The organism is Pseudomonas salicis (genome assembly GCF_057128705.1).
This window is the reverse complement of record NZ_JBSKHU010000004.1, coordinates 72,491-85,683: the sequence shown is the minus strand read 5'-3', so window position 1 is coordinate 85,683 and position 13,193 is coordinate 72,491. Positions and strand designations below refer to the sequence as shown.

Sequence of the window (13,193 nt, the reverse complement as noted above, 5' to 3'; positions counted from 1 at the left end):
CGGATGATCGACACCCACACGCATTTGGACTTCGATGATTTCGACGCTGACCGAGACGCCGTTCTCAGCCATTGTCGAGAGCTGCAAGTAGACCGGATCGTGGTGTTGGGGGTCTATCAGCGCAATCTGCAGCGGGTGTGGGATCTGGCCCTCAATGAGCCTTCCATTTACGCGGCATTGGGCTTACACCCGATTTATCTTAATGAACACCGCCCCGAGCACCTTCATGAATTGCGCGAGCGACTGGCCGAATTGGCGGGCCATCCAAAACTCTGCGCCGTGGGCGAAATCGGGCTGGATTACTACGTCGAATCGGTGGATCGGGATCGCCAAAAAACCGTGTTCGAGCAACAGCTACAAATGGCCGCTGACTTCAATCTGCCCGCCCTGCTCCACGTACGCCGCAGTCACGCCGATACCATTGCCACACTCAAACGCTTCAAGCTCAAACGCGCTGGCATCGTTCACGCCTTCGCGGGGAGCCGAGAGGAAGCGAAGGAATACATCAAGCTCGGTTTCAAACTCGGCCTTGGCGGCGCGGCGACCTGGCCGCAAGCGCTGCGCATGCACCGGGTGATTGCCGACTTGCCGCTGGACAGCGTGGTGCTGGAAACCGACTCCCCCGACATGGCCCCGGCGATGTACCCCGGCCAGCGCAACAGCCCCGAGCATTTGCCAGCTATTTGCGTTGCCTTGGCCGGGCTTATGAATACCACGCCCGACACCCTCGCCAACGCCAGCACCGAGAACGCCTGCCAAGTCTTCGGCTGGGCATGAATCACGCCTGACTCACCACTCGCCCGATTTCATTTTGTAAAAAGAAATTTCAAACGCGACCAGCGGTCCTTTGCATACCTCCCCCCGATCGCTAAGGACACCGGCAATGAAATTCTCCAAGTTCGCGCAGGCGCTGTCGAAATGGACCGGCAACCCGAAAACCTTTGTCGTGGCCGTTCTGTTGATCTGCGTGTGGGCCGTGACGGGTCCGTTCTTCCATTACAACGACACGTGGCAGCTGATCATCAACACCTCCACGACGATCATCACGTTTCTGATGGTCTTCCTCGTGCAGAACACCCAGAACCGCGACACAGACGAGTTGCACATCAAGATCGACGAGCTATTGCGGGTCACCAAGGATGCCCAGAACGCGGTGTTGAGTCTGGACAACCTGGACCAGAAAGAACTGCACGCGCTGCGCAAGAAATACAAGGCCATGGGTGATCGTGAAGACACCGACCACACCCAGCCGTTTCCCGCGTGCGATGCCGATGTCCTCATCGACAAGTCTGAGCCGGCCACCGACCATTGATCAGAGGGCGAGGAACTACACGGCGTCGGGTTTTTCTCAAATGGATGTGTCGTCTGTGCTGACGCCTCGCGGATGAATTCGCTCCTACAGGTGATTTGGCGTACGCCTGAAACGGGTGGACGGACACAGCACCTGTGGGAGCGAATTCATTCGCGAAAGATGTATCAGACTACAGAGATTTATTGCGAAACACTTCGGCCTCAACAGGGAGTTCGCCCATGAGCGGATCACGCAGCACTGCAAAGTCTGAAGTCGTTCTGCTGGCCACCCACAAGCGCTTGGCGACTCACGAAACGGTGGTCCAACAGGCTCTGGCCGAACGGATCGCGGGTGTCTTGGGAGCGAAATTCGTCGGGGCGTATGACCCGGACCTGCACCAAGGTCATGCGCTGTATTACATCCCGTCCGACACGCTTATCGGAAAAGAGGATGGCAACGCGCTGAATATTCGCAGCGTCGATGACTTCTTTGGCGGGCTTATCGACCATCCCTTCATGGCCACCAAAGCCATTTCCCATCCTCTCCTCAAAGACGCAACCGCGAAACCGGCAGGCTGGTCTGATCGATTTTTCGAAGATGCAGCCGATGCCGTGCTTGCAGGTTTCAGCGTGTTCAACGAGGCCGATGCCAGGCGCGCCGGGGTGCTGTTGCTCAAAGACGGCCCGGTGCGGGTGAAGCCGGTCTTGGCCACAGCAGGTCGCGGACAGTTAGTGGTGACGACGGAAGCTGAGCTCGACAGCGCCCTCGCTCAGCAAGACATGGACGAGGTCGAGGAATGGGGGCTGGTGCTGGAGGAAGATTTGCACGACGTCATCACCTACAGCGTGGGCCAGATTCAGGTGGCGGGCATCACCATCAGTTACCACGGCACGCAAAGCCTGACCGAAGACAACAATGGCGAAACTGTCTACGGCGGCTCCCAATTGTGGCTGGTGCGCGGCGATTACAACGCGTTGCTCAAGCTCGATCTTGACGACGATGTGCGGCGTTCGGTCACTCAAGCCATGAGTTACGAAAACGCCGCGCTGGATTGCTTCCCGGATTTCCTCGCCTCGCGGCGCAATTACGACATTGCCCATGGCACCAATTCGCGAGGGGAAGTCTGCTCCGGCGTTTTGGAGCAATCCTGGCGCATCGGTGGCGCCAGCCCTGCCGAGATCGAAGCGCTGGTGGCGTTTGCCGCCGACCCGACTTTGCAGCGAATTCACGCGTCCAGCCACGAAATCTACGGGCCGACTACCTTGCCGGCCGATGCCCACCTTCTCTACGAGGGCGACGACCCTGACGTCGGCCTTATCAGCAAATTCACACAGGTCCAGCCTTATGACCGTACGCAGTGAAACCATCGACATCAACGTCAGCGACGACACCATCTCAGGCACCATCCTGGCGCCCGGCGCGAAGATGCCCGGCATTCTGTTCGTGCACGGGTGGGGCGGCAGTCAGCAGCGCGACCTCGCTCGGGCCAAGAACATCACCGGCCTGGGTTGCGTGTGCCTGACCTTCGACTTGCGCGGCCATGAGCGCACCCATGAAATGCGCGCCTCGGTGTCCCGCGAACACAGCATGGAAGACCTGCTTGCCGCGTACGACCGACTGGCGAGTCACCCCGCTGTGGATAACAACGCGATTGCGGTGATCGGCAGCAGTTACGGCGGCTATCTGGCGACGATTCTCAGCGGGATGCGCCCGGTCAAATGGCTGGCCTTGCGCGTTCCGGCGCTGTATTGGGACGCAGATTGGGACATGCCGAAACAGGCGCTGGACCGGGACAAGCTTGCGCATTACCGCCGCTCGGCCGTGACCGCCGCGGATAATCGCGCGTTGGCGGCGTGCAAGGATTTCAAAGGGGATGTGTTGCTGGTCGAGTCTGAGCAGGACGATTACGTGCCCCACGCGACATTAATGAGTTACCGCACGGCGTTCGATCTGGCGCATTCGTTGACCTATCGCCTGCTGGACGGCGCAGACCACGGGCTGAGTAGCGACACCAGCCAGCATGCCTACACGACGCTGTTGACCGACTGGATCAGCGAAATGGTCATCGGCTCGCGCCTGGTCGATTATCCGCATCATTCGGCGGCGTACTCGTGATCCTGGAGTCGCCCCTCGCCCAGTAGGAGTCGGCTCCCACCCTTTCAACGGCGCCTAAAAGTCAGGTACCCGACAAATCCACATCATTGGCCGATACATCCACCCGGCTGTCGAACCCTGGCGTGAGGATGATCTTGCGGCAGTCTTCCTCGCGTTTATCGAAGATTCTGTAGCCGTCCGCCGCCTCTTCCAAAGACAACCGGTGGGTAATGATTGCCTCCGGCGTCAGCGCGCCTTCTTCGATCAGTTTCAACAGTTCTGGCAGGTAGCTGTGCACGTGGGTCTGGCCCATCTTGAACGTCAGCCCCTTGTCGAACGCATCGCCGAACATGAAGCCGTGAATGAAGCCCGCGTAAACGCCCGGCACGCTGACGGTCCCGCCTCTGCGCACGGCCGCGATGCATTGGCGCAACGCCTTGCCGCTGCTGCCTTCGAGTTTGAGGGTGGCGAGGATGGTTTCCGTAGTGCTGCCCTTGGCTTCAAAACCTACAGCATCGATCACCGCATCGACACCGCGCATGCCCGACGTCTGACGCACAATGGTGTCTGCCGGGTCGTCGTCCTCATCGAAGTTGATCGGAATCACGCCGTAGGTGAACTGCGCATACGCGAGGCGATAGGCGTGATGATCGACCATGAAAATCTTCTCAGCCCCGAGCATTTTCGCGCACGCCGCGCTCAACAGTCCGACGGGTCCGGCGCCGTAAATCGCCACGCTTGAGCCCTGTTTCACACCCGCGTTGAGTACGGCCTGCCACGCCGTGGGCAGGATGTCCGAGAGGAACAAGACCTTCTCATCCGCTAACGTTCCCGGCACCTTGAACGGCCCGACATTACCCTTCGGAACGCGCACGTATTCGGCCTGCCCACCGGGCACCCCGCCGTACAAATGGCTGTAGCCAAACAACGCCGCACCGGGCGCAATCGACTTTTTATTCAGAATCGCCCCACGTCCCGTGTTAGTGGTTTCGCACGCAGCAAAGGCATCCATCTGACAGAAAAAACAGCTGCCACAAGCGATGACGAAAGGGATGACCACACGGTCGCCGGGCTTGACGGCGGTGACTTGGGGCCCGACTTCTTCGACGATACCCATGAATTCGTGACCAAAAATGTCGCCTTGTTCGGTGGCGGGAATCTTGCCGCGATACAGGTGCAGGTCCGAGCCGCAAATGGCCGTGGCGGTGACCTTCAAGATCACATCATCGGCTTCCTGGATGACGGGGTCGGCGACGGTTTCCACGCGTACGTCGTGGGCGCCGTGATACGTCAGTGCACGCATGAACTTCTCCTTGGCCCGCAGGCCAGAGCGTTTTGCAGAGGCATACAACAAGGATAGGTGCAGGGGCGATGAAGTTCAGGGAACGACCCCATAGCCGACCAATGGGTGCGCGCCGTTGTAGGAGTGAGCTTGCTCGCGATAGCGTCATGCAGTTCCCTACAACGGCGACTGATGCACCTCAATCGCTAGCAAAACTCACGCCTACAAAGAAATGCGCGAGGATTGGTGTAAATTGCGTAATGCCTTGAAACATTCCCCCAGCCGGAGCCACCATGAGTTCTTCCCCCTTGCGCATTTGCATTGCTGGCGCTGGCGCCATTGGTTGCACGCTGGCGGCGCGCATCGCGTTGACGGGGCACCCGGTGAACGTCTTCGCCCGTGGCCGCACCCTGGCAGCGCTGCAACGCAACGGCATTCACCTGCAGGATTTGCAAGGCCGTCATCACGTGAAGGTCAACGCCAGCGACAGCGCCGAAACCCTCGGCGAGCAGGACATCGTTTTTCTGTGCACCAAAGCCCCTTCACTGAGCGGTCTCTTGCCGAACATCAGCCCTTTGATCGGTCCGAACACGGTTGTAGTGCCCGTGATCAACGGCGTGCCGTGGTGGTACTTCCATGGTGAGGGTGGGCGTTTCGATGGCAATCGCGTAGAAACGGTCGATCCCGATGGGCGCATCACCGACACGCTGGATCTGCACAAGGTCATCGGCTGCGTCGTCTTCATCACGGCGCAAAGTTCTGCCCCTGCTGTCGTAAAAACCCACAACCCGTATCGCATTATCTTCGGCGAATTGAACGATGAGCTGACACCGCGTCTGGAACGACTGGTGTCGCTTATTCAGGGCGCAGGGATCGAAGCCCAAGGCACTGACCGGATTCGCGATCAGCTGTGGACCAAGATCATCGCCAACCTCACGTCCAACCCGGTTTCAGTGGTGACCGGCGCAACGCTGGAGCAAATCTATGGCCTGCCGGACATGCGCGAGCTGGCGCTGGCGACCTTCAACGAGGCGGTGCAAGTGGCGGCGGCTTATGACGCGAAGCTGAGCATGGAGCCGACGACTTTCATGCAGTTCGGCGCCAGCATGGGGCCGGTGCGCACGTCGATGCTGCAGGACTTCGATAAGGGCTTGCCGCTGGAACTGGCGGCGATTGGCGATGCGGTGGTGGAGTTGGCGGCGAAGGTGAACATTCCGATGCCGATCACCAGAAGCGTGCTGACGTTGGCGCGGTTTTGCGGGGAGCATGCGCACCACAAGGAGCATGGGCGGCATTGATTCAAGAGCTGAAAACATTCCCCCTGTAGCAGCACGGCTTGCCGGCGGCGGCGCCATCGAAACCGCCACCGCCGGCAAGCCGGACTGCTACAGGAGTATCAGCGACAGATATTGATGATCAGGTAATCGGCGCCGGGTTGAACAGGGTGATGTCGTTGTGCAAGCGGTAATGCTCGGTCCAGGTCTTCTTCTTGCCGCTGGCGACATCGAGATAGAAATGGAACAGCTCCCAGCCCAAGTCCTCAATGCTGGCACGACCGGTGGCGATACGCCCCGCATCAATGTCGATCAAGTCCGGCCAGCGTTGCGCCAGCTCGGTCCGGGTCGACACCTTCACCACCGGTGACATCGCCAGACCATAAGGCGTACCACGCCCGGTGGTGAACACGTGCAGGTTCATCCCGGCCGCCAGTTGTAGCGTACCGCAGACAAAGTCACTGGCAGGCGTTGCGCAAAAGATCAGCCCTTTGCGATTGACCCGCTCGCCAGGGCCCAGCACCCCATTGATTGCGCTGTTGCCGGATTTGACGATCGACCCGAGGGACTTTTCGACAATGTTCGACAACCCGCCCTTCTTGTTGCCCGGCGTGGTGTTGGCGCTGCGGTCGGCCTCGCCCTTGGCCAGGTAACGGTCGTACCAGTCCATCTCCCGCACCAGTTCCTCGGCCACTTCCGTGGTTTCAGCGCGGGAGGTCAGCAGGTAGATGGCGTCACGCACTTCGGTCACTTCCGAGAACATCACGGTCGCGCCTGCGCGCAGCAACAGGTCGGAAGCGTAGCCCAGCGCCGGATTCGCGGTGATGCCGGAAAACGCATCGCTGCCGCCGCACTGCATGCCCAGAATCAGCTCGGAGGCCGGCACGGTTTCGCGACGACGCTGATCGAGCTTCTTCAGACGCACTTCAGCCAGCGCCATGATCTGCTCGATCATTTCGTTGAAGCCGTGTTTGGAATCCTGCAAGCGGTACATCCACTCATCGCTCAGGTCGACCGACGGGTCGTTCTGATGCATGACCTGCTCGGCCTGCAATTTCTCGCAGCCCAGACCGATCACCAACGCTTCGCCACCCAGGTTTGGGTTGCGCGCCAGGTTGCGCACGGTGCGAATCGGGATGTACGCGTCCTTGGCCGTGATCGCCACGCCGCAGCCGTAGGTGTGGGTGATGGCCACCACGTCATCGACGTTCGGGTATTTGGGCAGCAGCTCCTCGCGGATGCGCTTGACCGCAAAGTCCAGCACGCCGGTCACGCACTGCACGGTGGTGGTAATCCCGAGAATGTTGCGTGTGCCGACGGTGCCGTCAGCGTTGCGATAGCCCTCGAAAGTGAAGCCTTCCAGCGGCTCGCCCCGGCCCGGCACATCGGTGGACAGCGGCAGGCTGTCCAGCGGTGGCGCGCTCGGCATACGCAGTTGATCTTCCTTGACCCAACTGCCGCGCGGAATCGGTTGCAGGGCATACCCGATGGTCTGCCCATAACGGATCACCGCCCCGCCTTCGGGGATGTCCACGGTGTTGACCTTGTGGCTTTGCGGCACGTTGTCGAGGGTCACCAGACCATTGTCGAATTCAGTCCCCGCCGGTACGCCCTGGTCATTGACCACGACGACGACGTTATCGCGCTCGTGCAAACGGATGTAACGCGGCGAGTCGGCATGTTGAATCAAGTTCATCACGGTATTCCTCAGTTTTTTGCTTGCGCTCAGCTTTTGGCTTGGGAAACTTCGCCAAGGTCGCTGGCCCGCACATCACCCTGCGTTGGGGTGTCTTTCAATTCCACGCGTTTGATTTCGCCCACGATGAACACATAGCTGATCACCGCCACCAGCGCGTTGGCGCCGACGAACACCAGCGCCCATTTGAACGAGCCGGTGGAGCTGATGATGTAGCCGATGACGATCGGGGTGGTGATCGACGCGATGTTACCGAACATGTTGAACAGACCGCCGCTCAGACCGGCGATTTGTTTCGGCGAGGCGTCAGACATCACCGCCCAACCCAGTGCGCCAACGCCCTTGCCGAAGAAGGCCAGCGCCATGAAGCCCACGACGACCCATTCGATGTCCACGTAGTTGCAGGTCACGATGGAGGTTGAAAGCAACAGACCGCCAATGATCGGCGCCTTGCGAGCGAAGGTCAGGGATTTGCCGCGACGCAGCAGCCAGTCGGAAATGATCCCGCCGAGCACACCACCGATGAAGCCGCAGACCGCTGGCAAGGAGGCGATGAAACCGGCTTTGAGAATGGTCATGCCGCGTTCCTGCACCAGGTACACCGGGAACCAGGTCAGGAAGAAATAGGTGATGCCGTTGATGCAGTATTGGGCCAGATAAATGCCCAGCATCATGCGATTGGTCAGCAGCTGCTTCACGTAGTCCCACTTCGGGCCGCCGCTTTTACCTTTGCCCTGCTCTTGGTCCATGTCGATCATGCCGCCGTTATTGGCGATGTGATCGAGTTCGGCCTTGTCGATCATCGGGTGGTTGCGGGGGCTGTGGATGATTTTCAGCCAGATCAGCGAGAACACGATCCCGACGCCGCCCATGACCACGAACACATGCTGCCAGCCGAAGGTGTAGACGATCCAGCCCATGATCGGTGCGAACAACACAGTGGCGAAGTATTGCGCCGAGTTGAAAATCGCCGACGCGGTGCCGCGCTCGGACGTCGGGAACCAGGCCGCGACAATACGTGCGTTGCCCGGAAAGGATGGCGCTTCCGCCAGACCCACCAGGAACCGCAGCATGAACAGCGCGACGATGGCGGTGGAGAGGCCGAACTCACCGACATAGCCTTGCAGCACGGTGAACAGCGACCAAGTGAAGATGCTCAGGGCGTAAATCTTTTTCGAGCCGAAACGGTCGAGCAGCCAACCGCCCGGAATCTGTCCGGCCACGTAGGCCCAACCGAATGCGGAGAAGATATAACCGAGGGTAACGGCGTCGATGCCAAGGCTTTTTTGCAGGCTGGAGCCAGCGATGGCGATGGTGGCACGGTCGGCGTAGTTGATCGTGGTCACCAGAAACAGCATGAGCAAGATCAAATAGCGGACGTGCGTCGGCTTGGTTTTTTGCATGTTCGAAAACTCCCACTCATTATTTTTTTACGCGGGTTAAACGATTTTTTATATGTGTGTGCTGCTCGCCTCTGCCCCTAAAATCCAGATGCGATTGAAGCCGTGTTTCAAAGGTGCAGCTTCACGCTGAAGCCACGGTGACGCCTAGGGTCGAACTCACGCGCAGGCGACCTTGCCTACGCGAATGGCATGAAACGGAAAATGGGAAAACGCCTGCCCCTATTCCAGAACCTCGACGGCAAAAAACCGCTGATCGCTCAGCGGTTTTGCGGCAGGTCGAGTGTTACTGCTGACCTTGCTTGTCCATCAGCGCAGCGAGCATTTCGAACTCTTCTGGCGTCAGGTCGGTCAATGGCGCACGCACCGGGCCTGCGTCGTAGCCAGCGATTTTCGCGCCCGCTTTCACGATGCTGACTGCGTAGCCAGCTTTGCGGTTACGGATGTCCAGGTACGGCAGGAAGAAGTCGTCGATCAGCTTGCCAACGGTGGCGTGATCGTCTTTGGCGATAGCGTGGTAGAAGTCCATCGCCAGCTTCGGTACGAAGTTGAACACCGCCGAGGAGTAGACCGGCACGCCCAGCGCCTTGTAAGCGGCGGCGTAGACTTCGGCAGTCGGCAGACCGCCCAGGTAAGAGAAACGGTCGCCCATGCGGCGGCGGATCGAAACCATCAGCTCAATGTCACCCAGACCGTCTTTGTAGCCGATCAGGTTCGGGCAGCGCTCAGCCAGTTGCTCCAGCAGCGCAGGGGTCAGGCGGCAGACGTTACGGTTGTAGACAACTACGCCGATCTTGACCGATTTGCAGACCGCTTCGACGTGAGCGGCAACGCCGTCCTGGCTGGCTTCAGTCAGGTAGTGAGGCAGCAGCAGCAGGCCTTTGGCGCCCAGACGTTCAGCTTCCTGAGCCTGTTGAATCGCTTGACGGGTCGGACCACCGACGCCCGCCAGGATCGGCACGGTTTTCTCGCAGGTATCAACGGCGGTTTTGATGACGTCGGAGTATTCGCTGCCGGTCAGGGAGAAAAACTCACCTGTACCGCCTGCTGCGAACAGTGCGGAAGCGCCATACGGGGCCAGCCATTCGAGGCGTTTGATGTAACCAGCGCGGTGGAAATCGCCCTGGGCATTGAAGTCGGTAACCGGGAAGGACAGCAGACCGTGGGAAAGGATGGACTTCAGTTCTTGTGGATTCATTATTCGAACACCCTGGGAAGCTAATTGTATGAATGGATCACCAGACCTGCGCTGATGTCGTAAGTCATCGTACAACTAGGAATGACATCTCTCAATAGGGGGGATGAATTATTTATGTCCGGACAGGATGAGTGGTGTTTGGGGGCTTCGCGGGGATGAGAATAAACCCGTAACAGCATGGCTTGCCGGCGGTGGCGTCGTTGAAATCGCAACCGCCGGCAAGCCGGACCGCTACAGGAGATGTTTTACAGACGTCGGTCATACGACCTCAGGCGCGTTGCGACTCCGCCTCTTCATGGGCATGACGCAACCGCTCGCGGCTGTTAGTGAGGTGCAGGCGCATCGCGGCGCGGGCGGCGTCGGAGTCCTGGCGGGCGATGGCGTCGTAGATCTCTTCGTGTTCGCGGCTCAGACGGTTCATGTAGTGCTGATGATCGTCATGGGCGAGACGCGCCGAATTCAACCGGGTGCGGGGAATGATGCTGGTTCCCAGGTGCGTCATGATGTCGGTGAAATAGCGGTTGCCCGTGGACAGCGCAATCGCCATGTGGAACTGGAAATCCGCCCCGACCGCATCGCTGGCGTGGGAAGCCCCTTCATTGAGGGCATCCAGCGCGGCACGCATGTCGGCCAGCTGTTCTGCGGAGCGACGTTGTGCCGCCAAGCCCGCCGATTCAACCTCAAGACTGATGCGCAACTCCAGAATCGCCAATACATCACGCAGCGTGACAATGGTGGCCGGATCGATGCGAAAGCCGCTTGGGCTTGGGGTGTCCAGAACGAAGGTACCGATGCCGTGACGCGTCTCGACCAGCCCCGACGCCTGCAACCGGGAGATGGCTTCACGGACGACCGTACGGCTGACGCCCTGCTCTTCCATGATTGCGGATTCGGTCGGCAGTTTGTCCCCGCGCTTCAATTCGCCGTTGCGGATGCGCTCGGAGAGTTCGGTGACCAATTCTTGAGCCAGGCTGCGGTGCTTTCGACGTGCGCGAGGCGGAGCACTCTGATTTTCCATATCCAACAGGCATCTCTAAATACGGTGAAAGGCTAATGATAGCTCAACCGGGTTGTACGATCACATAACAAACCCGGCGTGTTCGTAGGTTTTTGCGGCAGATGGGCCTGTCGATGCCGTATCAGATCGCCGTTTCGGTAAGGGATTGCTCCTTCAACTGGCCCTCGTCGATGCGCACATGGCGGCGATGGAAACGCTTGAGGCTGCTGCGGTGGCCGATACTGAGCAATGTCACCCCTGGCAACTCGTCGATCAACGCTTGATACAGCGCGGCTTCGTCTTCCTCATCCATCGCCGAGGTGGCTTCGTCGAGGTACAGCCAGTCTGGCGCGAACAGCAGCGCACGGGCAAACGCCACACGCTGTTGCTCGCCCGGCGACAGCATGCGCTGCCAGTGATTGCTCTCGTCCAGGCGCGGCACCAGATGGCTCAAACGGCACGTTTCCAGGACCTGCGCGAAACGCTCGGCGGGATAGACCTCCGGCGCTTGTGGATAACTCAGGGCTTCGCGCAGGGTGCCAATGGGCAGATACGGTTTTTGCGGCAGGAAGAACGCACGCTTGGCCGGCAGTTTCACCGCGCCATGGCCTTCGTTCCACAGCCCGCCCATCGCCCGCAGCAGCGTACTCTTGCCGCTGCCGGAGCGACCGCTGAGCATGACTTTCTCGCCTGCGGCGATGTCGATGTTGGCGTTGTTCAGCAACTGGCGACCGCCGATCAATGACAGGTCCAAACCCTGAACGTGCAGGGCATTGCTCTGGTGGGTCACTTCAATCGACGGCACGCGGGCTTCGTTTTCGTCCATGGCCTGACGGAAGCTGAGCAGACGGTCACAGGTGGCGCGCCACGACGCCAATTGGGTGTACGCGTCGATGAACCAGCTGAAGTTCTCTTGTACGTTGCCGAACGCCGAGTTGATTTGCATCAGCTCGCCCAGTTCGATCTTGCCGGCAAAATAGCGCGGCGCAGCGACGACAAACGCAAACACGATAGCGATCTGTGAGTAACCGGCGGTGAAGAACGTCAGGCGTTTCTGCACTTTCATGATGGTCCAGAAGTTACTCCAGACCATGCCAAATCGTGCGCTGAGACGCTGGTTTTCGTTGGCTTCACCTTCGGACAAGGCAATGCTTTCAGCGTTTTCGCGAACCCGCACCAGCGAGAAACGCATGTCGGCTTCATAACGCTGTTGTTGGTTGCTCAGCACGATCAACTTTTTGCCGATCAGGTGAGTCAGCCAACTGCCGACAGCGGCGTAGAGCAGCGCGGCCCAGAACATGTAACCGGGGATGGTGATGCTGAACAGCTCGATGCTGCCGGACACGCCCCACAGGATCACCGAGAACGACACCAGACTCACGACGGTGCGCAGCAGGCCGAGGCTCAGGCTCAAGGTGTCAGAGGTGAAGTTGTTGAGGTCTTCAGACAGACGTTGGTCAGGGTTATCGGTGTACCCGCCCTGCTCCAGCCGGTAATAATTCTTGTGGGCGAGCCATTTGGTGAAATGCTTTTCGGTGAGCCAGCGACGCCAGCGGATGGTCAGCATTTGCGTGAGGTAGAGACGATACACCGCGCCGAGAATGGCGATGGCGGCGATACCGCAGAAGTACAGAATCAGGTGGGTAAATGCCCCCAGATCCTTGTTTTGCAGCGCGTTGTAGAAATCCCGGTACCAGCTGTTGACCAGCACAGAGATAAAGACGCTGAACAGCGAGAGCACGATCACTGCAATCAGCAGCACCCAGGCCATGCCCTTTTCTTCGCTACGCCAGTACGGCGTGACCAGTTTCCAGACTCGGGAAAAAAAGCTCCCGTTCACAGCGTCATTGACCCTGGATTCATCGATATCAACATTCATGGCAACGGCTCGGCGGCAGGCATTTAGTAGCGTTGACACCAATGTGCCAGACGCTACACGCGGTCTTCCATGAAAAAAACTT

General features: G+C 59.3%; 11 protein-coding genes. 5 read left to right on the top strand and 6 right to left on the bottom strand.

Annotated features, from left to right (window positions below):
* Window positions 1-3: 3 nt before the first annotated feature.
* The 4 genes from ACWKWE_RS15195 (at window position 4) to ACWKWE_RS15180 (ending at window position 3,406) form a co-directional block, all read left to right on the top strand.
* The gene (locus tag ACWKWE_RS15195) at window positions 4-777 is read left to right on the top strand and encodes a TatD family hydrolase (RefSeq protein ID WP_483851326.1); all 774 of its coding nucleotides are present in this window, start codon (window positions 4-6) and stop codon (window positions 775-777) included.
* A 106-nt stretch (window positions 778-883) separates the two neighbouring features.
* The gene (locus ACWKWE_RS15190) at window positions 884-1,312 is read left to right on the top strand and encodes a low affinity iron permease family protein (protein WP_483851014.1); all 429 of its coding nucleotides are present in this window, start codon (window positions 884-886) and stop codon (window positions 1,310-1,312) included.
* 218 nt (window positions 1,313-1,530) lie between these two features.
* Window positions 1,531-2,652, top strand: coding sequence for a DUF3182 family protein (locus ACWKWE_RS15185; RefSeq protein ID WP_483851013.1), 1,122 nt, complete (start codon window positions 1,531-1,533; stop codon window positions 2,650-2,652).
* Entirely contained in the window at window positions 2,636-3,406 is a 771-nt protein-coding gene (locus ACWKWE_RS15180) for an alpha/beta hydrolase family protein (RefSeq protein ID WP_166593732.1), read from the top strand. The genes ACWKWE_RS15185 and ACWKWE_RS15180 overlap by 17 nt, the downstream gene beginning before the upstream one ends.
* Window positions 3,407-3,467: 61 nt before the next feature.
* On the opposite strand, the gene ACWKWE_RS15175 is transcribed toward ACWKWE_RS15180, so the two are convergent.
* Window positions 3,468-4,688 (bottom strand): zinc-dependent alcohol dehydrogenase, encoded by a 1,221-nt coding sequence (locus ACWKWE_RS15175; RefSeq protein ID WP_483851012.1) that lies wholly within the window; start codon window positions 4,686-4,688, stop codon window positions 3,468-3,470.
* Window positions 4,689-4,960: 272 nt separating this feature from the next.
* Between ACWKWE_RS15175 and ACWKWE_RS15170 the strand changes: the two genes are divergently transcribed.
* Window positions 4,961-5,965, top strand: coding sequence for a ketopantoate reductase family protein (locus ACWKWE_RS15170; RefSeq protein ID WP_483851011.1), 1,005 nt, complete (start codon window positions 4,961-4,963; stop codon window positions 5,963-5,965).
* Window positions 5,966-6,083: 118 nt separating this feature from the next.
* On the opposite strand, the gene garD is transcribed toward ACWKWE_RS15170, so the two are convergent.
* From garD to ACWKWE_RS15145, 5 genes are all read right to left on the bottom strand, one after another.
* Window positions 6,084-7,637, bottom strand: a complete 1,554-nt coding sequence (gene garD, locus ACWKWE_RS15165; protein ID WP_166593735.1) for a galactarate dehydratase — start codon at window positions 7,635-7,637, stop codon at window positions 6,084-6,086.
* A gap of 29 nt (window positions 7,638-7,666) precedes the next feature.
* Entirely contained in the window at window positions 7,667-9,040 is a 1,374-nt protein-coding gene (locus ACWKWE_RS15160) for an MFS transporter (protein WP_483851010.1), read from the bottom strand.
* Window positions 9,041-9,323: 283 nt separating this feature from the next.
* Window positions 9,324-10,235, bottom strand: a complete 912-nt coding sequence (kdgD, locus tag ACWKWE_RS15155) for a 5-dehydro-4-deoxyglucarate dehydratase (RefSeq protein WP_166593737.1) — start codon at window positions 10,233-10,235, stop codon at window positions 9,324-9,326.
* 268 nt (window positions 10,236-10,503) lie between these two features.
* A complete protein-coding gene (locus tag ACWKWE_RS15150) occupies window positions 10,504-11,253 on the bottom strand; it encodes a FadR/GntR family transcriptional regulator (protein WP_166593738.1) in 750 nt (249 codons plus the stop codon).
* Between the two features lie 121 nt (window positions 11,254-11,374).
* Complete coding sequence (locus ACWKWE_RS15145; protein WP_166593739.1) at window positions 11,375-13,111, bottom strand: ABC transporter ATP-binding protein/permease; 1,737 nt, start codon at window positions 13,109-13,111, stop codon at window positions 11,375-11,377.
* Window positions 13,112-13,193 lie beyond the last annotated feature (82 nt).

Coding starts and splice junctions, on each gene's coding strand:
- ACWKWE_RS15195 (WP_483851326.1), top strand. CDS start 4: ATGATCGACACCCACACGCATTTGGACTTCGATGATTTCGACGCTGAC.
- ACWKWE_RS15190 (WP_483851014.1), top strand. CDS start 884: ATGAAATTCTCCAAGTTCGCGCAGGCGCTGTCGAAATGGACCGGCAAC.
- ACWKWE_RS15185 (WP_483851013.1), top strand. CDS start 1,531: ATGAGCGGATCACGCAGCACTGCAAAGTCTGAAGTCGTTCTGCTGGCC.
- ACWKWE_RS15180 (WP_166593732.1), top strand. CDS start 2,636: ATGACCGTACGCAGTGAAACCATCGACATCAACGTCAGCGACGACACC.
- ACWKWE_RS15175 (WP_483851012.1), bottom strand. CDS start 4,688: ATGCGTGCACTGACGTATCACGGCGCCCACGACGTACGCGTGGAAACC.
- ACWKWE_RS15170 (WP_483851011.1), top strand. CDS start 4,961: ATGAGTTCTTCCCCCTTGCGCATTTGCATTGCTGGCGCTGGCGCCATT.
- garD (WP_166593735.1), bottom strand. CDS start 7,637: ATGAACTTGATTCAACATGCCGACTCGCCGCGTTACATCCGTTTGCAC.
- ACWKWE_RS15160 (WP_483851010.1), bottom strand. CDS start 9,040: ATGCAAAAAACCAAGCCGACGCACGTCCGCTATTTGATCTTGCTCATG.
- kdgD (WP_166593737.1), bottom strand. CDS start 10,235: ATGAATCCACAAGAACTGAAGTCCATCCTTTCCCACGGTCTGCTGTCC.
- ACWKWE_RS15150 (WP_166593738.1), bottom strand. CDS start 11,253: ATGGAAAATCAGAGTGCTCCGCCTCGCGCACGTCGAAAGCACCGCAGC.
- ACWKWE_RS15145 (WP_166593739.1), bottom strand. CDS start 13,111: ATGAATGTTGATATCGATGAATCCAGGGTCAATGACGCTGTGAACGGG.